Annotated in this window: 16 protein-coding genes; 7 read left to right on the top strand and 9 right to left on the bottom strand. The window is 53.6% G+C overall.

The window, feature by feature from the left end:
* Window positions 1–409: 409 nt before the first annotated feature.
* Window positions 410–1,948 carry a methyl-accepting chemotaxis protein gene (locus Y71_RS09000; protein WP_007371225.1) on the bottom strand — a complete coding sequence of 513 codons (1,539 nt, stop codon included), beginning with the start codon at window positions 1,946–1,948 and terminating at the stop codon, window positions 410–412.
* A 569-nt stretch (window positions 1,949–2,517) separates the two neighbouring features.
* On the opposite strand from Y71_RS09000, the gene Y71_RS08995 reads away from it, so the two are divergent.
* Both Y71_RS08995 and Y71_RS08990 read left to right on the top strand, forming a co-directional pair.
* Window positions 2,518–3,501, top strand: coding sequence for a radical SAM/SPASM domain-containing protein (locus tag Y71_RS08995; protein ID WP_007371224.1), 984 nt, complete (start codon window positions 2,518–2,520; stop codon window positions 3,499–3,501).
* Window positions 3,502–3,535: 34 nt separating this feature from the next.
* On the top strand, window positions 3,536–4,369 hold the full coding sequence (locus Y71_RS08990; RefSeq protein WP_107146741.1) for a class I SAM-dependent methyltransferase: 834 nt from the start codon (window positions 3,536–3,538) through the stop codon (window positions 4,367–4,369).
* A 54-nt stretch (window positions 4,370–4,423) separates the two neighbouring features.
* On the opposite strand, the gene Y71_RS08985 is transcribed toward Y71_RS08990, so the two are convergent.
* A complete protein-coding gene (locus tag Y71_RS08985) occupies window positions 4,424–5,497 on the bottom strand; it encodes a LacI family DNA-binding transcriptional regulator (protein ID WP_007371222.1) in 1,074 nt (357 codons plus the stop codon).
* A 268-nt stretch (window positions 5,498–5,765) separates the two neighbouring features.
* On the opposite strand from Y71_RS08985, the gene Y71_RS08980 reads away from it, so the two are divergent.
* A complete protein-coding gene (locus tag Y71_RS08980) occupies window positions 5,766–7,031 on the top strand; it encodes a maltoporin (protein WP_007371221.1) in 1,266 nt (421 codons plus the stop codon).
* Between the two features lie 234 nt (window positions 7,032–7,265).
* On the opposite strand, the gene Y71_RS08975 is transcribed toward Y71_RS08980, so the two are convergent.
* The 6 genes from Y71_RS08975 to Y71_RS08950 form a co-directional block, all read right to left on the bottom strand.
* The gene (locus tag Y71_RS08975; RefSeq protein WP_007371220.1) at window positions 7,266–7,586 is read right to left on the bottom strand and encodes a PTS sugar transporter subunit IIB; all 321 of its coding nucleotides are present in this window, start codon (window positions 7,584–7,586) and stop codon (window positions 7,266–7,268) included.
* A gap of 66 nt (window positions 7,587–7,652) precedes the next feature.
* A complete protein-coding gene (locus Y71_RS08970) occupies window positions 7,653–9,710 on the bottom strand; it encodes a beta-galactosidase (protein ID WP_007371219.1) in 2,058 nt (685 codons plus the stop codon).
* A 31-nt stretch (window positions 9,711–9,741) separates the two neighbouring features.
* On the bottom strand, window positions 9,742–10,941 hold the full coding sequence (locus Y71_RS08965; RefSeq protein ID WP_007371218.1) for a glycoside hydrolase family 53 protein: 1,200 nt from the start codon (window positions 10,939–10,941) through the stop codon (window positions 9,742–9,744).
* Window positions 10,942–10,945: 4 nt separating this feature from the next.
* Entirely contained in the window at window positions 10,946–11,797 is an 852-nt protein-coding gene (locus Y71_RS08960; RefSeq protein WP_007371217.1) for a sugar ABC transporter permease, read from the bottom strand.
* A gap of 10 nt (window positions 11,798–11,807) precedes the next feature.
* Window positions 11,808–13,112: a carbohydrate ABC transporter permease gene (locus tag Y71_RS08955; protein ID WP_007371216.1), complete on the bottom strand. Its 1,305-nt coding sequence runs from the start codon at window positions 13,110–13,112 to the stop codon at window positions 11,808–11,810.
* A gap of 56 nt (window positions 13,113–13,168) precedes the next feature.
* The gene (locus Y71_RS08950) at window positions 13,169–14,404 is read right to left on the bottom strand and encodes an extracellular solute-binding protein (RefSeq protein ID WP_007371215.1); all 1,236 of its coding nucleotides are present in this window, start codon (window positions 14,402–14,404) and stop codon (window positions 13,169–13,171) included.
* Between the two features lie 353 nt (window positions 14,405–14,757).
* Here Y71_RS08950 and Y71_RS08945 point away from each other — a divergent pair, with 353 nt between their 5' ends.
* The 4 genes from Y71_RS08945 (at window position 14,758) to Y71_RS08930 (ending at window position 18,103) form a co-directional block, all read left to right on the top strand.
* Window positions 14,758–15,867 (top strand): ABC transporter ATP-binding protein, encoded by a 1,110-nt coding sequence (locus Y71_RS08945; protein ID WP_007371213.1) that lies wholly within the window; start codon window positions 14,758–14,760, stop codon window positions 15,865–15,867.
* Between the two features lie 250 nt (window positions 15,868–16,117).
* Window positions 16,118–17,131, top strand: a complete 1,014-nt coding sequence (locus Y71_RS08940) for a zinc-binding alcohol dehydrogenase family protein (protein WP_007371212.1) — start codon at window positions 16,118–16,120, stop codon at window positions 17,129–17,131.
* A gap of 200 nt (window positions 17,132–17,331) precedes the next feature.
* Window positions 17,332–17,667: an RcnB family protein gene (locus tag Y71_RS08935; RefSeq protein ID WP_007371211.1), complete on the top strand. Its 336-nt coding sequence runs from the start codon at window positions 17,332–17,334 to the stop codon at window positions 17,665–17,667.
* A gap of 10 nt (window positions 17,668–17,677) precedes the next feature.
* Complete coding sequence (locus tag Y71_RS08930) at window positions 17,678–18,103, top strand: GNAT family N-acetyltransferase (RefSeq protein WP_007371210.1); 426 nt, start codon at window positions 17,678–17,680, stop codon at window positions 18,101–18,103.
* A 115-nt stretch (window positions 18,104–18,218) separates the two neighbouring features.
* Here the strand turns inward: Y71_RS08930 and apbC are convergent, their stop codons facing one another.
* Window positions 18,219–19,328 (bottom strand): iron-sulfur cluster carrier protein ApbC, encoded by a 1,110-nt coding sequence (gene apbC / locus Y71_RS08925; RefSeq protein ID WP_007371209.1) that lies wholly within the window; start codon window positions 19,326–19,328, stop codon window positions 18,219–18,221.
* Window positions 19,329–19,444 lie beyond the last annotated feature (116 nt).

Below are 19,444 nucleotides of genomic sequence, written 5' to 3'. Positions count from 1 at the left end.
TTATTCGGGTACACAACGGCGGAAAATCCCGTCGTTACTGACGTGGGTATCTTACAGATCGGGTAATACAGGTATTTCTCAGCCTTCACAAGGAAGGGCACCCCGAATCAGTTGAATCTGATTCAACTGATTGCGATTAGCAGCCGTTAATCGCCACTCAGCGATAATGCCAGCGGAGATCAAAGACACAACCCCCGGACGAATTCCCCAGGGCCAATCCCGGGCGTCACGTTAATCAATGCCGGTTTCGGGCAGCGAATACGGCCATGTGGACCGAGAAAGTTTAAAGCATATAACAAGCCTGCAAGTACAAATCCGGATTGTTTGATCGTTATCCGGCCGGTTGCTGAAGAAATCACCCTGCCACAAAAAGAGAGGCAGGCCGAAGCCTGCCTGTCACCGTTTGTCATCAGTTAAGTTTGAAGACAGCCACAGCCTGTTTAAGTAATTGCGACTGCTCTTTCAGCGAATGTGCCGCGGCAGAGGCTTCCTCAACAAGTGCGGCGTTCTGCTGGGTAACGGAATCCATTTGCGCGACAGCAATATTGATCTGCTCAATACCGCGGCTTTGCTCATTGGTGGAGAGATCAATCTCCGACATCAGTTCGGACACCTGTTTAACGGAAGCGATAATGCGCTTCATGCTTTCGCCCGCTCGCTCCACCCTTTCGCTGCCAAGCTGAACCTGAGTGCCGGACTGCTCAATCAACTCCTTAATCTCTTTCGCAGCAACCGACGAGCGTTGTGCCAGATTACGGACTTCGCTGGCGACAACGGCAAAACCGCGTCCCTGCTCTCCGGCGCGGGCTGCCTCAACGGCCGCGTTAAGCGCCAGGATATTAGTCTGGAAAGCAATGTCTTCAATCAGGCCGATAATTGTATCGATTTTGCCTGAGCTGCTTTCGATTTCCTTCATTGAAAGCACCGCTTCTTCAACGATGGTGTTGCCCTCTTGCGCAGAGTTGCGCATGTTGCTGGCAAGTTGGTTAGCCTGGTGCGTGTTTTCTGAGGTGTGTTTCACCGTGGAAGTCAGTTGTTCCATACTGGCAGCCGTTTCGCCAAGGGAAGCGGCCTGCGACTCTGTTCGCGCCGAGAGATCCGTATTTCCTGCGGCAATTTCTTCGGCGGCATGAGCCACGCTTTCGCTTGAATGACGAACCTGCGCAATGATGTCCACCAGCGAAAGACGCATCTGCTCCAGCGAGCTGAGCAACGTCCCGATTTCATCTTTCGAGCGCGAGATCACCGGGCTATGCAGTTCTCCGGCAGCCATCTGCTGACAGTGAAGCCGCGCAGCGTCAAGAGGAGAAAGAACGCGCCGCCGTATCAGGATAAACATGGCGATGATAATCAGCGTAAACAGCAGAGCGAAGATAACGATAGTGACCACACTGTTGGTAAAGCGGCTCTGCGCATCATTGTTAAGGCGCTGCGCGTTTTTCTCGCGAAACGCCAGCAAATTATCCAGCGTGATTTCGAACTGACGATCGAGTACCGGAATTGTATCGCTGACCAGTTGATTAAAGCGCGCGCTGTCATTACGGTTCGCGGCATCCATCAACGGTTTCAGACCATCATTGACATAAACATGCCAGGCATTGTTATAGGGAACGGAAAACTGTTCTTCACCGGCAATATGTGAAGCCGCCTGATAGGCGTCAAAAGCAGCAGAAGCTTTCTGCATCACTTCTTGCGCTTTCTCAAGTGATGCCCGGGCTTTCTCGCTATCGCCAAGGCTGGAGTTAATCATCGCTTCCATCAGCCTGACCCGCAATGTACGGCTGTGGTTGATCGGATCGATCACGGATAACACCACGCGAATTTCTTTGTTCACGCTATCCAGTGACTGGTTGCTGCGCGTAAGTGACCAAAGGTTAGAGGTAGAACTGATGAGGAAGATACAGAGTAAGAGACTGAAAATAAGAAAAGAAAACCGTCGTAATGACATATTTTTACCCTTGTATAAGATAACGACACAACCATCGGCCCCACAAAAAGCGGTGCGGCCTGCGACAATTATCGGCACAAGAGCGTGAATATTTAGGTTAAGGCTAAGAAGATAATTACGAATAACGCTGACGCAAAACTATTGTCGTGAGCGAGGAGAAGAGATCTCTTAAGTAACGCCTTGCTGGTATTCAAAAAAGAGGCCTCACGCCAAAACCGCTCAACCTGAAGCCCGCCGGTTCTATTCCTGACTTCCCTGATTTAACGGGCGTCGCCCCTTGTCACTAAGCGCAGAAAAGGCTTATGAACACACGTTTGTTACATCCTTAGCCTCTGCAGCCCCAACGCTAAACTGTCTGCAGCCTAATACAAGCGAATCACGCCCACGCGTCCCTTAAAGGAAATTAATTATCAGGCTGCGGGCTCAGGTTTTCAGTCAGCTGGCCGATATCATTACACGGCGTCTGGTAGCTCATCGGCATGATGCGGCAATAGATCCATGAATATCAATGCATTACAAAACTCAAAGCACGGGTTCTACCCACATGCGGTTGCGGCAGGAGAATGTACATGAATTATTTTGAGCAGATCAGCTTTGCATCAGATGAGAGCATCAAGAACCTGCTGGACAGCCGACGCAGCGCGACGCTGACCGCGGAGCAGAAACAGATCATGTTTAAGCGCCACGTGGAAATCATCAATCTGGAGCTGTCGTATAACTGCAACCGTAAGTGCGATTACTGCCCGGTGAGCTTCTCTAACCGCCAGGCGCTTCAGCGTTATATGGATACGACTACACTGGAGAAGATCTGCGCCGAACTGGCATCGATCCGCTACGAAAACCGCATCTCTCTGAACCTTTATAACGAACCGCTGCTGGATTTAGATCTGGAGCGCAAAATCACCCTCATCAAAGAGGCGCTGCCCTATAGCCACATCGCCTTTAACAGCAACGGTGATTTCCTCGATATCGAGCGTCTGAGTACGCTCTCTGACAGCGGGTTAAACAATATCTGCGTCACGCTGCATCCCTCTTCCAATGTGACACAAACCCCTGCAGCGATCCGCCGCCGGGTAACCAAACTGCTGGATAAGCTGGAGTGCGGCGATAAGTACCCGGATTTCAGCATCGACGACGTAGTTAATTCGACGTCGATTTTATTCCGTCATCGCGGCGTGCAAATCAAGATCCAGTGGCCGGACTGGCGCAAATATGGCACCAACCGCGCGGGCGTGCTGACCGAGCATGCCGCGTCGGCAACCATTCGCACCAGCCCCTGCGTCAAACCGTTTCGCGAATTCACCATCTTTTACGATGGTACAGTGCAGCCGTGCTGTGAGAGCTTTTTAGATGACAAGACCAACCTCGCACCGGCGGGCAACGTGGCGACATCATCCATCTTTGATATTTACGCGTCAAAAACCCTCAGCGGTTTCCGCCGCGGGCTGTTTGATTTTGGGCTGAAGCAAGGTATTTGCGCCTCCTGCGCGGTTGCGGATTACACGCCCCAGCAAGACGACGCCGAGCGTAAACGTATTTTGCAGTCATTGTGAATAAGCGCCTAACCGCACTCAGGTGATAATGAAAATGAACAACGTAGAACAATTTATTTTAGCGGAAGCAGATTATTTCCATCCGATGCTGGAACGCGCACAGCAGTCCACGCTGGAGCAGAGAGAAAACTGGCGTCGCGAAACCATTCGTGAGCGTCAGGAACGTATGTCATTAGAGGTCTTCGACCTGTTGCAGGGCACCGTGAAATACGGCCCGTTCAAAGGATTACATCTCGATCGCGACACCTGGTGGGGAAAACTCGATCTCGGCTCCCAGTGCCTGGGGCTGTACGAAAAAGAGATCCTGAATCTGATCGAGGCAACAGAAGCTGGCCGCTTCTCAACTTTTATCGACATTGGTGCTGCGGATGGCTACTACGCCATCGGTATGCTGGTTTCCGGCAAGATTGGCAAGACCATCTGCTTTGAGCAAACGGAAAAAGGCCGCGCCGTCATTGCGGAAAACTGGAAAAAGAACCACTCGGTCGGCGAGCTGACCATCCTCGGTGAAGCCAATGCTGCCAGTTTTGCCAGCCTGCGCGCGCAAGATCTGGATAACGCGCTGGTGCTGATCGACATCGAAGGCTTCGAGTTTGAACTGCTGACCGATGAGGTATTAAACCTGCTGAAATCCTGCACGGTGATCATCGAGATTCACCACTGGATGGACGATTTCCTTGCCAAATACAATGCTTTTCTGCGCAACGCCGCGCACTATTTCGACATTGAAACCGTGCAACGCGTTGAACGCGAAACCAGCAATCTGCCTGAACTGCGCGACTTTACCGATGACAACCGCCTGTTGCTCACTTCTGAACGCCGCCCTGGCATGATGCGTTTTCTGAAACTGACGCCAAAAGCGCAGTAATCGCTGTAAACCGAAGCGCTACCGGCACAATGCCGATGGCGCTTCGTATATCTCTTACTTCCACAGCTTATGCGCAATAGCCTGCAACTGCTGGGAGATCTCCTGCAAATTGGTCCCCTGCTCCTGCAACGCGCCGGTTGAATGGCGCACGATAAGTTTTGCAGGCAGCACCGACGAGCTGCGCGCCGCATCGCCATGACCGCTGTCGAGCAGACGACGCACCGCTTCTTTGCCCTGCAAATCGAGATCCAGCGAAACGGTGGTCAGCGACGGATGGAAAAACGAACTTTCATAAGTGCCGTCGTAACCCACCACCGATTTCTCGCCGGGAATGGCAATCTGATGTTGATGGAAGGCGCTCAATACGCCCAGCGCCATCTGATCGTTGCCTACCAGCACGGCGGTGAAATTCGGCGTTTCGCGCAGCATCTGTAATGCGCCAGCGTAACCGCTCTGTGCATCCCAGTTACCATGAAACACCGTTACCGGTTTCAACCCATAGCCGCTGAGCGTATCGATCCAGCTTTTCAGCCGCAGATTCGCCGACACCGACGATTCCGGCCCGGCCAGCAGCGCGATCTCGCGGTGGCCCAGTTCATACAGATGCTTAACACTGGCGCGGGTACCGTCCGCCGGGTTAAACGAAACGTTAAACACGGAACTGTACGGATCGACATCGAGAAACAAGCAGACGATGTCATCGTTGTCAGAGGCGATATGCTGGGCCTCTTCGGTTTCCAGCGGCACGTTAATGATCACTTTATCGACCAGCTGTGACTTCAGTTCATTGATGGCGGACTGGATATCTTGATTGACGTTCTCATCGATCATCGAAATCAAGACCTGGTAGCCATCAAGGTTGGCGTAGCGTTTCACCGCCGCCGCCACCTGCGAAGGGGCATGCAGCGCCAGCGAAGTGGTCACCAGGCCGATAGTCTGACTCTGCTTTCCCACTAATTGCTGCGCCAGCCGGTTCGGTACGTAACGCAATAACTCTATGGATTTCTCCACTTTTAAACGCGTGGCTTCGGATACATTGGCAGATTTGTTGAGTACCCTGGACACGGTCTGGTAGGAGACACCCGCATGGCGGGCTACGTCTTCCAGCGTTGCACTTTTAGACTTCATGGTCCGGTTCCTTATGTTGTTATGCGCCAAGTGTAACAGGGGCTTCCTAAAAAAACGCTCACCACACATTCTCCCGCTTCAATTTCGCAAAATAAGTATCACGCTCACAATACCCAACATTGTGAAGAAATTCGCTATTGGTAACAAAAAAGGCTGATTTATTTGCAGTTAATCACACATTCACAATCGTTAGTTTGCCTGTTTTTACATTTAGGCATTTTATGACATCGTTTATGTGAACGTAATACAAAACAATAAGAGGAATGATATGAACACTACGCTACGCACTCTCACTCTTGCGTTAGCCGCTGCGCTGACTTCACCTTCACTGCTGGCTGCGACATCTGTACCGATCGACTTTCATGGCTACCTGCGCGGCGGCGTAGGCGTGTCCGGCGATGGCGGGCAGGTTGAGTGGCAAAAGAACAAGCTGGGCCGCCTGGGTAACGAATCCGATACCTACGGCGAACTGGAACTGGGCTCGGAAGTGTATAAAAAAGACGAGGTGAGTTTTTACCTCGACAGCATGGTGAGCATGGTTTCCGACGGCTCTAACGACAACGAAACCACTATTGGCGACGACGCTCAGTTCGGCCTGCGCCAGTTGAATCTGCAAATCAAAGGGCTTATTCCCAACGATCCCAACGCCGTAATCTGGGGCGGTAAACGTTACTACCAGCGCCACGATCTGCACATTATTGATACCAAATACTGGAACATCTCCGGTTCCGGCGCCGGGATTGAAAACTACACCTTCGGCCCTGGGGCGGTCTCGGTAGCCTGGATCCGTGGCGACGCCAACGATGTTGATTACCGCGTCGATAATGATAACGACGTCAACATCAACTATATCGACGTTCGCTATGCGGGCTGGAAACCGTGGTCAGGCGCGTGGACAGAGTTCGGCATCGACTACGCTATGCCAAATCCGACCAAAAAACAGAAAGAGTACGGCGGATTATACGAAGTGGATGACGGCGTGATGGTGACCGGCGAAATCAGCCAGGATATGTTTGGCGGCTATAACAAACTGGTGCTGCAATACGCCAACAAAGGGCTGGCGCAGAACATGGTGTCGCAGGGCGGCGGCTGGTACGACATGTGGCACTATGTGAACGACGCCAGCGGTTACCGCGTGATTAACACCGGCCTGATTCCGCTTACCGAGAAGTTCTCACTGAACCACGTGCTGACCTACGGTTCAGCCAACGACATTACGGAATATACCGACAAAACCAGCCTGGTTTCACTGGTTGGCCGCGCACAGTATCAGCTCACCAATTATGTACGTCTGATTGGTGAAGTCGGCGGTTTCTACCAGAAAGACGACTATAAAAACGGCACCCACTACAAACAGAGCGGCGAAAAATACACCTTCGCTGTAGGTCTGGCGGATGGCCCGGAATTTATGTCACGGCCTGAATTGCGCGTATTCGCTTCGTATTTAAATGATTCGGAAGATGGAAAATCATTTGAAGACGGCACTAAAAATAATACGTGGAACTTTGGCGTACAGGTGGAAGCCTGGTGGTAAATAAACTTTATCCTTCACGTTATCACTTTATTGGCAGCATCTGTTTACTCCGCTCACTTATTTGAGCAGGAACAGGTTTGTCGCCACGATATAACGCGAATGATTTTGTATATTAATTTATTGCCCTCGTTATTTATCTCCAAGAACTGCCAGGCCATTGCCTGACAGAATTTATATTGACATTGCTTTTCTGTTAGTTATTTCGGGATACCCTCACGGGTATCCCTTTTTTATTTATGCGCGGGAGGAGAAATGTTCATCGAGTAATTTACGCAGCGCATCTGACTGTTTACCAAATATGGCATGCACCTGCTGACCGAGAATAATCACCCCCAACGCGCCTTCATTTTGCAACGCCTGCGAATCCACAATGGCCAGATCTTTCACCGTCACACGCAAACGGGTCAGACAGGCATCAACATTTTCAATGTTCTCCGCACCGCCAAATGCCTGCGCCAGCCGCTGGATCAGTTGCAGCTCAGCATCGCTGATGGGCGCTGCCGCGGTATTTTTCGGTTCGGAGAAGTAGTGCAGGAAGGATTTAAGACTCACCATCATCGGCTCCTGATTTTCGACAGATAAAAAAAAACCTGCCCGAATGGGCAGGCACATTACGTCGGCTTATGCCTGGCGGCTAACAACGCGACAATCCCACGGTGTCAGCACCAGCGAGCCGCTGACGGTCGCGGCCGACAGACAATCCTGGTAGCCTGGCGGCAGCGTAATCGTCTGTTGCTGAGCGCTGAAGTTCTGGATAAAGACAAACGTGGTTTCGCCGTCGGTACGCGCGGTAGCCACCACGCCCGGCGGGAAATCCTGCTCAACGGCGCGCGGCAGCGCCAGTTCGTCAATAATGCTGGCAAAGAAATCGCGCTGGAAGGCCAGATCGTTGCGCGAAGCGACGTGCCACGCCTTACCTTTGCCGAACTGATTGACCGTTACCGCCGGGCGCCCGGCGTAGAAATCATCCCGGTAAGTGGCCAGTGGTTTGGCGCTCTCGGCATGGATCAGTTCGCACAAATGACGCGCCTGATACGGCCCCTGTAACCCGGCCTCGTTGCCCGCCAGCCCCTGCACCAGATTGCGTTCATTGTCATCCAGGCAGTCGATCTCCTCCGCCCAGATACCCACCAGTTTGCGCAGCGGACCAGGGAAGCCGCCGAGATAGCAGAGATCGCTTTCGTTCACCACACCGGTCCAGTAAGAGGTGACCAGATGCCCGCCCGCCGCGACAAACGCTTCGGCGCGTTCGGCAAAGCCCTCACGTACCATATAGAGCATGGGCGCGATCACCAGTTGATAACGGCTCAGATCCGCGTCGGCGTTAATGACATCCACCGCGATGCCCTTTTCCCAGAACGGGCGATAGTGTTCATTAACCGTTTTTTCGTACTCCATCCCCTTATTGCGCGGGCCTTCGGCATCATCCAGCGCCCAGCGGTTTTGCTGGTCGAAAATGATCGCCACGCGCGCGTCAGTGCGACAGCCCATTACCGGCGTGAGTTTTGCCAGCATCTCGCCCAGCGTACACACTTCGCGCCCGACGCGGGTATCCAGGTGGCCAACATGGTCGATTACCGCGCCATGGAACTTCTCAACCGAGCCGCGACTTTTCCGCCACTGGAAGTACTGCACCGAATCCGCGCCGTGCGCCACCGCCTGTAATGACGACAGAATATGCATTCCCGGCTTTTTCACTTTGCTGGTCGGCTGCCAGTTAGTGACGCTCGGTGTGGATTCCATCAGCACAAACGGCTTGCCGCCTTTCAGCGTGCGCATCATGTCGTGATACATCGCGGTGTAGCAGGCGAGCTGCGTTTCGTCTTTGTCCCGGTGCCACATCGGATAGCTGTCCCAGGAGATAAAGTCGAGCGCTGGCGCGAGTTGCCAGTAGTCGTAATCGTAGAAATACTCCATAAAGTTGGTAGTCACCGGAAGCTGCGCATTCGCGGCTTTCAATGGCGCGATTTCATGGCGGCAGAAATCGGCGACCTGCGCGGTATTAAAGCGCCGCCAGTCGAGATTCAGACCGTGGATCGACACTTCGCCCTGCGGCGACGGCGACTGAATTTGCGACCAGTCGCTGTAAGTGTGGCTCCAGAAATCGCTCCACCAGGCGTGATTGAGGTTTTCCAGCGTCTGGTAACGGGCTTGCAGCCAGTCGCGGAATTTTTGCTGACACAAATCGCAGTGGCATTCTCCGCCGTACTCGTTGGAAATATGCCAGCCGAGTACCGCCGGATGCTGCGCATAGCGCTCAGCCAGCAGCGTATTGATTTTCAGCGTTTTTTCCCGGTAGATCGGCGATGTCATGCAGTGATTGTGCCGCCCGCCGTGCAGCGCCGGCACGCGATCGCGCCCGACGCGCAGCACTTGCGGATATTTCTGCGACATCCAGGCGGGCCGTGCGCCGCTCGGCGTAGCGAGGAAAATATGAATTCCCGCTGCATATAATTTTTCAATCACCGAATCGAGCCAAGCGAAATTAAACTCACCTTCCCGCGGCTCCAGTTTCGACCAGCTAAATATCCCGATCGACATGACATTGCAATTTGCCTGCTTCATCATGGCAATATCGTCATCAATAATACCGGGATAATTCTCCCATTGTTCCGGGTTATAGTCCGCGCCATGCAATAGCGATACAACCTTCGGGCTTAAAGGCGCAAATTTATTCATATTAAACGTCCTGAAATTTACAACACCAGAGTTAATTAAAGACTTTCACTGAGGGCAGCACTTTCCCCTGACAATCAAACAGCGCCTGATTTTCCCGCGCGTTGCCTTCTTTCCACTTATCGTTGATATAATTCATTCCCGCCTGCGTCGCCCAGGTATTTCCCGGCACGGCAATCCAGGTTGGCTCCCAATAAAAAATACCTTTACCGCGATGGCCCTGAACATTAATCACGGACTGAATTAAATCGTGGATATAGTCATATTGCCCTTGCACGGTGCCAGGGTAGCCGCCCGCTTTCTCTTCTTTCTCCTGGAAGCTGTTTTCCGCGTTATCGCAGTTAGCCAGCGTATAGCCGTAAGCCGCTTCCACCACAATCACATCTTTGTTGTAGCGCTTGCTGATGTCGTCCATATTGGCCTGCAACGCGCTTATCGGCCCGTTCCAGTAGGTATACATCGACAGGCCAATCACATCGAACGGCACATTGCGTTTGGTGATTTCATCAAACCACCAGCGGAAGGTATCGTTTTTGGTGCCCTCCGCCAGGTGCAGCATGATCTCCACCTGTTCGCCGTTTTTCAGGTTCTCCTTCAGCCCGTCAATCGCTGAGGTGAGCAGCCCCGCCAGCCGGTCGAATTCTCCGCCGCCCTGCCCCCAGCTTTTGCCTTCCGGCCACAGTATGCCGGAGTTAATTTCATTGCCGATTTGCACCATATCCGGCAGCACGCCCTCCTGCTTAAAGCGGGCGATGGTGTCGCGGGTATAGTCGTGGATCGCCGTTTTTAGCTGCGCATAATCCATTTTTTCCCAGGCTTTCGGTTTGAACTGTTTGCCGGGATCGGTCCAGAAATCGCTGTAGTGAAAATCGAGCAGCAGCTTCATGCCCTGCGCTTTCGCCCGTTTTGCCAGCGCCAGCGTGGTCGCCAGATCGTTATCGCCGCCGCCGTAAGCCTGGCCCTGCGCGTCTTTCGGATCGACCCACAAACGCAGGCGCACATAGTTAACGCCGTTAGCTTTCAGGATGGCGAGCGCATCCTGTTGCTGATTTTTGTCGTTATAAAATTTCGCCCCGTGCTTTTCGGCATCCAACAGCGTGGAGATATCAGCCCCTTTAATAAAGTCGGCGGGCATGCCGCTGAACGGGCGCGTCTTTAACGCGTCGGCGGCAAACGTGCTGGCGGACAAACTACAGAGACAAACAGCAAGCAGAGCGGGTGTAAATCTTTTCATGTGGTTATCCTTTGGTGCTGCCGGAGGTCAGGCCGGAGACGAAGTATTTTTGTAAGGCAAGGTAGAGAATGGCCACCGGCACGGCGATCAATACCGCGCCCGCCGCATAGGTGGTGTAACTGGCACCCATTTTTTGCGCTACCAGGTTGTAGAGGCCAATCGGCAGCGTGTATTTGTCCGGGGTGCGCAAAATGGTGCTGGAGAGGATGAAATCCCCCAGCGGCCCGGTGAAGGAGAACAACGCCACTACCGCCACAATCGGCTTCGACAGCGGCATGATGATCTCGATAAAGATGCGGAAGTTGCTGGCGCCGTCCATGCGCGCAGATTCATCCAGATCGCGCGGGATGGCATCGAGGTAGCCTTTCATCAGGTAAGTGTTCATCGGGATCATCCCGGCCACGTAGATTAGCACCAGCGCCATATGGCTGTTGATCAAACCCAGCAGCTGCGACAGCACGAAGATGGCGATCAGCGCGGAAAACTGCGGGATCATCTGCAACAGCAAAAACAGCATCAGGCCATTCTGCCGCCCCTTAAAACGGAAGCGCGAAAAGGCGTAGGCGGTAAAGCTGACGCTGATTAAGGTCAGCACCATCGTCAGCAGGCTGATCTTCATTGAATTCCAGTACCAGGTCAGGTAGTTCACCTGACCGTTAAACAGATCGGCATAGTGCTGGAATGAGAGGTTCTCCGGAATGATCGAGGTGCTGAGCAGGCTGTTACCGGCGTTCAGCGACGCGCCGACCGTCCAGACCAGCGGGTAGATAATGATCAGCGATACCAGCGCGATAACCAGCCAGGAGAGCGACAGGCGGATCCACTTCTCGCGGCGGATACTTTGTGATTTAGCCATTTTTCTTCCCTTATGCCATGTCGTCGTTTTTAAAAGATTTGGTCGCGCGGAACTGCCACAACGCCAGGCCGACGACAAAAATCGACAGCAAAATGGTGATGGTCGCCGCAATCGCGTACTGCGAAGAGGACATCGTCAGTTTGTAAATCCACGACACCAGGATATCGGTGCCGCCAGCGTTCGCGCCCGCCACCGCCGGACCGCCGTTGTTAAACAGGTAGATGATGTTGAAGTTATTAAAATTGAAGGTGTACTGAGTGATGATGATCGGCGCGATTGAGTAGAGCACCAGCGGCAGCGTAATAGTGCGCAGCCGGGTCCAGGTGCTGGCGCCATCCATCTTCGCCGCTTCGTACAGATCGTCCGGAATCGCCTGCAACACCCCGGTGGTCATGGCAAAGACAAACGGGAAGCCGAGCCAGGTTTGCATCATGATCAGCGCGGTTTTCGTCCAGAACGGATCGGTCAGCCACGCTTTCGGCGCAATACCGAAGAAAGCCAGAATGGCGTTGTTAATCACGCCAAATGAGTCGTTAAACATTCCGGCGAAGACCAGAATGGTGACAAAGCCCGGCACCGCCCACGGCAAAATAAAAATGGTGCGTACCAGCGGCTTGAAGCGCAGATCTTTCTGGTTCACCAGGATCGCCAGCAGCACACCAACGGTGCATTGCAACGTGGTCGCCAGCAGCGTCCAGACCACCGTCCACTGCAACACATCGAGGAAGGTCGAACGCCAGATCGACAGGGTAAAGATATTGACGAAATTCTTTAATCCCACCCAGTCCACCAGTTTGGCGGGCGGCGTGTGATAGAGGTTGTAGTTGGTGAAAGCAATAGAGAAGCCGAACAGGATCGGGAAAATCACCACAAACACCAGCAGGATGAAGCCGGGCGTGATCATCAGATAAGGAAAACCGTCGCTGAGCAGCAGTTGATACTGCTTGCGCACGCTGTTCAGCGGCTTACCTTCGTCGCGCTTTTTGCCGTTGATCCATGCATCGCGTAGCGACAGATACCAGACCATCAGGCCAAAGGCGATGATCAGCAGGCTGATGATCCCTTCTGCCAGCAAAAAGATCGAGTTATCGCGCGGTACTTCTTCGCCGAGGGTATATAACCCCCAGATCCCCTCGCGCAAAAAATCATAAAAAATGCCGGTAAAACTGCTCAGCAGGACAAGGAAGATAAGGCCTTTTAGCCACTGGCGATGATAAAACTGACCAAAGCCCGGCACAATGGCCAGCAGCAGCCCGCACCACGCATGACGCCCTGCTTGCGTTTTGGCAAAATTCTCGCTGGGACTGATAATCACGTACGACTCCTTTTCGACAACGGGAGGTTGCCCTCCCGTTCTGCTACAACAAGCGGTTACTGGTTACTGGCCTGCATGGCTTCAACTTGCATGTGGATCTGTTTGGTCGCGGCATCGAGCGCGGCCTGCGGTTCCTGCTTGCCGGTCAGGCTCAGTTCCAGTGCGGCATTTGCCGGTCCCCAGACTTCGCCCATCTCAGGAATGCCCGGCATTGCCGTCGCGCGCGCAGCCTGTACCGCCACTGCGCTGGCCTTTTCGTCATTTTTAATGACCGGATCGTCAATCATTGCTTTCTGCGCCGGGATCTCGCGGGTGGCGATATAGCGCGTTTTCACGTACTGCGGCTGGTTGATAAATTCGATAAATTGCTGCGCCAGTTGCTTGTCTTTACTCCAGGTGGAGACGACATAGCCTTTCACGCCGAGGAAGGAGCTCATCGGTTTGCCGTCCGGCAAGTTTGGCAGCGGCACCACGCCGTAATTAATGCCAGCGGCTTCATAGGGCTGGAAAGCCCACGGGCCGTTAATCACCGCCGCGGCTTTTTTCTCGGTAAACAGCGAATCGATAGCATTCAGCCCGTTATCACCGAGGATCCCCGACGGAAACACCCCTTCGCTGTAGAATTTTTTCAGGAAGGTGACCGCTTCTACCGCGCCCGGTTTATTCAGGCCGATATCCTGCGGGTTATAGCCGCCTTTGTCGTTTTTGCCGAACAGGTAACCGCCCATTGGGCCGATAGCGCCCCAGCTGTAATAGATTTGGTCAAATTTCGCGAGCAGACCATATTTGTTCTGCTCGCGCTGTTTTTTCGAGTACTCAAGCCACTCCGGCAGGCTTTGCAGCGGCTTGTCGAGCAGATCTTTGTTGTAAATCAGCACCAGCGTTTCTACCGCTTTCGGTACGCCATACAGAGTGTTATCCAGACGAAAAGCGTTGATGGAGGCCGGGGTAAAGGCGTCAACCTTTTCTTTGTCCAGATTCAGGGGGGTCAGCAGCCCTTGCACAACCGCGCCACCCAACTGATCATTGGGGATAACCAGCACATCCGGCCCGATGCCAGCCGGGCCATCAAGGCGTAATTTTTCCAGTTGCTGTGCGTAGGGCATCTCCTGCACGTTCACTTTAACGTCGTACTTTTGCTCAAAATCTTTGACGGCATCCTGGATACCGACGGACTTTTTGATGTCTTCCCAGACGTTAAGCTGCTTTGTCGCCGCGTGCGCCGACAGGCTAATAAGCTGGCCGGCAGCCAGTGCAGAGAGGATCAGTGCGGTAAGTGTTCTCTTTTTCATTATCACCCTCATGTCAAGGTATAACATTTTAGTGGTTTTTATGGTGCAACATCCGATGAGACAGCTTAAAAATCACCTGATATCACTGGGCTTAAAACGCATTCACGCGCCTTATCTAATTTGTTATACGCTACGCTTGAGCGATGAATAAAACGAGAATTAACTGTCAGTTGTGTGACAGATGCAACAGAAATGGAAATTCGATATAGGGCGCTAAATCACTGGAAGTTATAGTCTGAGCATGAATTTTCGCGGTTGAGCAGACCTGTCGCCTGATTGTTATACGTAAAACAAAAACATCCGACAACGCGCTTATCGCAGCACATAACGGCTACTAATTTCGGGGAACGTTGATGTCCAATATACGACTGAGGAATGTCACCAAACGGTTTGGCGACACGGTGACGCTGAACAATGTGAATCTGTCGATTGAAGACGGCGAGTTTGCCGTATTTGTCGGCCCCTCCGGCTGCGGGAAATCGACCATGCTGCGCATGATTGCGGGACTGGAAGAGGTCAGCGAAGGGGAAGTATTGATTGGCGATGAGGTGATGAATGATGTCGCGCCCGCACATCGCGGCGTCTCGATGGTGTTCCAGTCTTATGCGCTCTATCCGCATATGACCGTGGCGGAAAATATGGGCTACGGCCTGAAAGTGAACAAAGTGCCGAAGGAGGAGATCCGCCGCCAGGTGGAGATGGTCGCCAAAACCTTACAGCTCAGCCACCTGCTGGACAGAAAACCGAAACAGCTCTCCGGCGGTCAGCGCCAGCGCGTGGCGATTGGTCGCGCTATTGTGCGTAACCCGCGTGTGTTTATGTTTGATGAACCGCTCTCCAACCTTGATGCCGAACTGCGCGTTGAGATGCGCCTGCATATTGCTCGTCTGCATCAGGAGCTGAAAACCACCATGGTGTATGTCACGCATGACCAGGTGGAAGCGATGACGCTGGCCGATAAAATCGTGGTGATGAATTACGGCAATGTCGAGCAGATGGGCTCGCCGATGGAGCTCTATTACAACCCGAAAAATAAGTTTGTCGCCGGATTTATCGGCTCACCGAAGATGAACTTCCTGCCGGCGACGGTGAAAGCGTGGCAGCCAGGCGAGCTTACCGTCACCCTTGCGCAGGGGCATCCGTTAACGCTGGCGATCACGACTTCGCGCCTTGAGCCGGGGGCTGCGGTGACGCTGGGGATCCGCCCGGAGCACCTCTCCACCGATGTCACACGCGGTACGCAGCTGGAGTTTCAGTGCGAAGTGGTAGAGCGGCTCGGCAACAATACTTATCTTTTCGGCCAGTGCTATGGCCACGACAACATTAAAATCCTGCTGCCCGGCGATGTGCATTTCCGCCCGTGGCAGAAAATCACCCTCGCCTTTGATAGCCCGCACTGCATGATTTTCGATGACCAGGATCTGCGCGTCAGCGCCGATATTCCGGTGCCGGACGTCGATTAAGGTCTATCGCCGGATAGCGGCTAACGCCTTATCCGGCCTATGGGATCTCATCACCTGCAATATCAATTCCCCCAGCCCAACCCTTTTGCCGCCTGCACAATGCTGCCCGTTGAGTGGGTGAGAACTCTCCGTCGGAGGATTTTCACTGCCCGAGGATAAGTGCTTCCCGATTCTGATGGTTTCTCATATCAATCAGCCTGACTACCATTAATCACACCCCCAATCACCTCTCTTACTTAACGGAGCACATATGAAAGCAATCGCCATTACCCGCGCTGCGCAGGGTAACAGTAACCTGGATTTCCTCAGTGATATTGAGCTGCCGCAACCGCAGGCCAGCGGCCACGATCTGCTGGTCGAAGTGAAAGCCGTATCCGTCAACCCGGTTGATACCAAAGTTCGTGCCGGATTTAATGCCGATACCCCGCGCGTACTGGGCTGGGACGCCGTTGGCGTGGTCAAAGCTGTTGGTCAAGCAGTAACGCTGTTTCAGCCAGGTGATGAAGTGTGGTATGCGGGCGCGTTGACCCGTCCGGGCAGCAATAGCGAATATCAACTGGTCGATGAGCGCATTGTGGCGCACAAACCGAAAACGCTGGATAACGCCCAGGCAGCGGCGCTGCCGCTGACCGCCATCACCGCATGGGAAATGCTGTTTGACCGGCTTGGCATCAACGAGAACGGCAACGAAGGCGACGTGTTGCTGATCGTTGGCGCAGCGGGCGGCGTAGGTTCCATCATGACGCAACTGGCGCGTAAACTGACCCGCCTGACGGTTATCGGCACCGCATCGCGCCCTGCCAGCCAGCAGTGGGTGAAAGAACTGGGTGCGCATCATGTGATTGATCACAGCAAACCGCTGACCGAAGAGCTGGCGCGAATTGGTATTGCGCAGGTGACGCACGTCGCCAGCCTGAACAATACCCAGGAGCACTATCAGCAGCTGATTAATGCGCTGCAACCGCAGGGTAAGCTGGCACTGATTGACGATCCGGAAAGCCTGGATGCGTTGCCGCTGAAGGTGAAAAGCATCTCTCTGCACTGGGAATTTATGTTTACCCGTTCGATGTTCACCACCCGCGATATTATCGAGCAACACAATCTGCTCACCCGCGTGGCGCAGTTGATTGATCAGGGCGTGCTGAAAACCACGCTCGGCGAGCACTTCGGCACCATTAATGCCGCGAATTTACGTAAAGCGCATGCACTGCTGGAAAGCCAGCGCGCCGTCGGCAAGATTGTGCTGGAAGGGTTTGCTGGCTGATCGGTCAGCCAGGATTATTCCCAAACGTTACAAGCGGATAGCGAAAATCGCTCTCCGCCTGTACAGCTATGACCTGGGTTTGCTTACACTTTTTACCAAAGCGTTATTTTTTCCCGGTTGCTCAGCACCGCATTAACGGCAATGATGGCGTGCTACATAAGCAACTGCGTGAAATGTAAAAAGAACAACCTGGAGAAACAATGAGTAAAACGAAAATGATGCTTCTGGGCGCGCTGTTGGTCGCCGCCTCCTCGGCGTTTGCGGCTCCGCAGACGGCCACACCGGGGGCGACCGGCACGCAATCGTATGAAATTAAGGACTTTGTTGCCGACTTTACTAAATTTAATATCGGCGATACCGTACCAGAAATGTACCGTAGCGAAGAGTACAACATCAAACAGTGGCAGTTGCGTAACCTGCCTGCACCAGAAGCCGGTAGCCACTGGACCTACATGGGCGGCAACTACGTGCTGATCACCGACGCTGAAGGCAAAATTCTCAAAGCCTATAACGGCGACATTTTCTACCATCGTTAAGGGAGCGCCTGTGATTATCCGCCGCTGGCAGGAGAGTGACAGGCCGTTTCTGCGTACGCTGTTTTTACACGCCCGCAGAGCTGGCTGGAGCTGGCTCGATGGGCGTGACTGGCAACTGGAAGACTTTGATGCCGCCACCCTCGATGAAGTGATTTGGGTCGCTGAAGAGGAGGGTCACCGGCTCGGTTTCGCCTCGGTGTACGAAAACGACAACTTCCTGCATAACTTGTTTGTTGACCCGGCCTTTCAGGGCAAAGGGGTCGGCAGCGCACTTCTCAAACATGTACAGACCACGTTTACCGGCACCGGTGCGCTGAAATGCTTGTTGCAGAATAAGGCCGCGCTGGCGTTTTATGAGCGCCACGGCTGGCGGCCAGAAGCGCAGGGCGTGTCACCGGAAGGGGATTACGTGCTGATGCACTATGTGAAACAGTAAAATTGGTGAAGCAGTAAAATTGCAGGCCGGAATGCGGGATTACCCCATCCGGCCTGCTCTCTCTTCGAACCTGCGACGTCGCCATCTTCAGATCCGCATCGCCACCATGCGGGTTTTACACCGCGCGGAAAGCGATATCGCCAGGAATAACTTCGCCCTGCCAGTAAAGCTGCGCGGCAACACGATCCGCAAGATTGCGGTAGATAGCCGTAAATTCACTGTCCGGGCGGCTGACCACCGTCGGTGTGCCCTTATCCAGATCTTCACGCAGTGTAATGTGCAGCGGTAACTGACCAAGCAGTTGGGTGTGATACTGTTCCGCCAGTTTCTCTGCGCCGCCGGTGCCGAAAATCGGCTCGTGGTGACCGCAGTTGCTGCAAATGTGCATGCTCATGTTCTCGACGATCCCCAGAACCGGCACTTCCACTTTCTCAAACATCACGATGCCTTTTTTGGCGTCGATCAGCGCAATGTCCTGCGGCGTGGTAACCACCACTGCGCCGGTAACCGGAATGTTCTGCGCCAGCGTTAACTGGATATCCCCGGTGCCTGGCGGCATATCCAGCACCAGATAATCAAGATCCGGCCACATCGATTCCTGCAACAGTTGCAGCAACGCTTTGCTGGCCATCGGGCCGCGCCACACCATGGCGTTATCGTCGGTGACCAGATAACCGATGGAGTTGGTCGCCAGGCCATGCGCCATGATCGGCGCCATATGCGTTCCGTCCGGCGAGGTTGGGCGCTCATGTTCTGCGCCCAGCATCAGCGGAATAGACGGGCCGTAGATGTCCGCATCCAGAATACCGACTTTTGCCCCTTCCGCCGCCAGCGCCAGCGCCAGGTTTACCGCCGTGGAGGACTTCCCTACCCCGCCTTTGCCGGAGCTGACCGCAATGATATTTTTCACGCCGTTGACGCCAGGCTGATTCTTCACGCGTTTCAGGGTGGCGATGTTGTGCGACAGCTTCCAGTCGATGGCGCGCGCTTCGGTAATGCGCAGCAGCTCCGCGCTGCACTGCGCTTTTAACTCTTCAAACGCGGTACGCCAGACGAACGGCATCACCAGTTCGATATGCAGGGTGCCATCCAGCCACGCAACATGGTGCACGGCTTTTAACGCCGTGAGGTTATGCTTCAGGGTTGGGTGCTGAAAATTGGCCAATGTTCCCGAAACTATGGCGCGCAAAGCTTCCGGGGATTTGGCCGGGGATTGCGAACTCATCCCGACTCCTTTGTAGTTGTTCTGAAGAAACGACATTGTAGCGGCCAAGTTTACCGCACAGGTAATAATTATCCATTTACGGATTCATGCCGTTAACACATAGCGTAATTATTGCG

Origin of the sequence: Kosakonia radicincitans DSM 16656 (assembly GCF_000280495.2) — a bacterium.
Taxonomy (GTDB): domain Bacteria; phylum Pseudomonadota; class Gammaproteobacteria; order Enterobacterales; family Enterobacteriaceae; genus Kosakonia; species Kosakonia radicincitans.
Note: the sequence above shows the minus strand (reverse complement) of the source record. Positions and strands in the feature narration are given on the sequence as shown.

Excerpts from the sequence above, each read along its gene's own strand:
- Y71_RS08965 (WP_007371218.1), bottom strand. The coding sequence starts at position 10,941 with ATGAAAAGATTTACACCCGCTCTGCTTGCTGTTTGTCTCTGTAGTTTG.
- Y71_RS08990 (WP_107146741.1), top strand. The coding sequence starts at position 3,536 with ATGAACAACGTAGAACAATTTATTTTAGCGGAAGCAGATTATTTCCAT.
- Y71_RS08995 (WP_007371224.1), top strand. The coding sequence starts at position 2,518 with ATGAATTATTTTGAGCAGATCAGCTTTGCATCAGATGAGAGCATCAAG.
- Y71_RS08960 (WP_007371217.1), bottom strand. The coding sequence starts at position 11,797 with ATGGCTAAATCACAAAGTATCCGCCGCGAGAAGTGGATCCGCCTGTCG.
- Y71_RS08970 (WP_007371219.1), bottom strand. The coding sequence starts at position 9,710 with ATGAATAAATTTGCGCCTTTAAGCCCGAAGGTTGTATCGCTATTGCAT.
- Y71_RS09000 (WP_007371225.1), bottom strand. The coding sequence starts at position 1,948 with ATGTCATTACGACGGTTTTCTTTTCTTATTTTCAGTCTCTTACTCTGT.
- Y71_RS08980 (WP_007371221.1), top strand. The coding sequence starts at position 5,766 with ATGAACACTACGCTACGCACTCTCACTCTTGCGTTAGCCGCTGCGCTG.
- Y71_RS08985 (WP_007371222.1), bottom strand. The coding sequence starts at position 5,497 with ATGAAGTCTAAAAGTGCAACGCTGGAAGACGTAGCCCGCCATGCGGGT.
- apbC (WP_007371209.1), bottom strand. The coding sequence starts at position 19,328 with ATGAGTTCGCAATCCCCGGCCAAATCCCCGGAAGCTTTGCGCGCCATA.
- Y71_RS08950 (WP_007371215.1), bottom strand. The coding sequence starts at position 14,404 with ATGAAAAAGAGAACACTTACCGCACTGATCCTCTCTGCACTGGCTGCC.
- Y71_RS08940 (WP_007371212.1), top strand. The coding sequence starts at position 16,118 with ATGAAAGCAATCGCCATTACCCGCGCTGCGCAGGGTAACAGTAACCTG.
- Y71_RS08945 (WP_007371213.1), top strand. The coding sequence starts at position 14,758 with ATGTCCAATATACGACTGAGGAATGTCACCAAACGGTTTGGCGACACG.
- Y71_RS08935 (WP_007371211.1), top strand. The coding sequence starts at position 17,332 with ATGAGTAAAACGAAAATGATGCTTCTGGGCGCGCTGTTGGTCGCCGCC.
- Y71_RS08975 (WP_007371220.1), bottom strand. The coding sequence starts at position 7,586 with ATGGTGAGTCTTAAATCCTTCCTGCACTACTTCTCCGAACCGAAAAAT.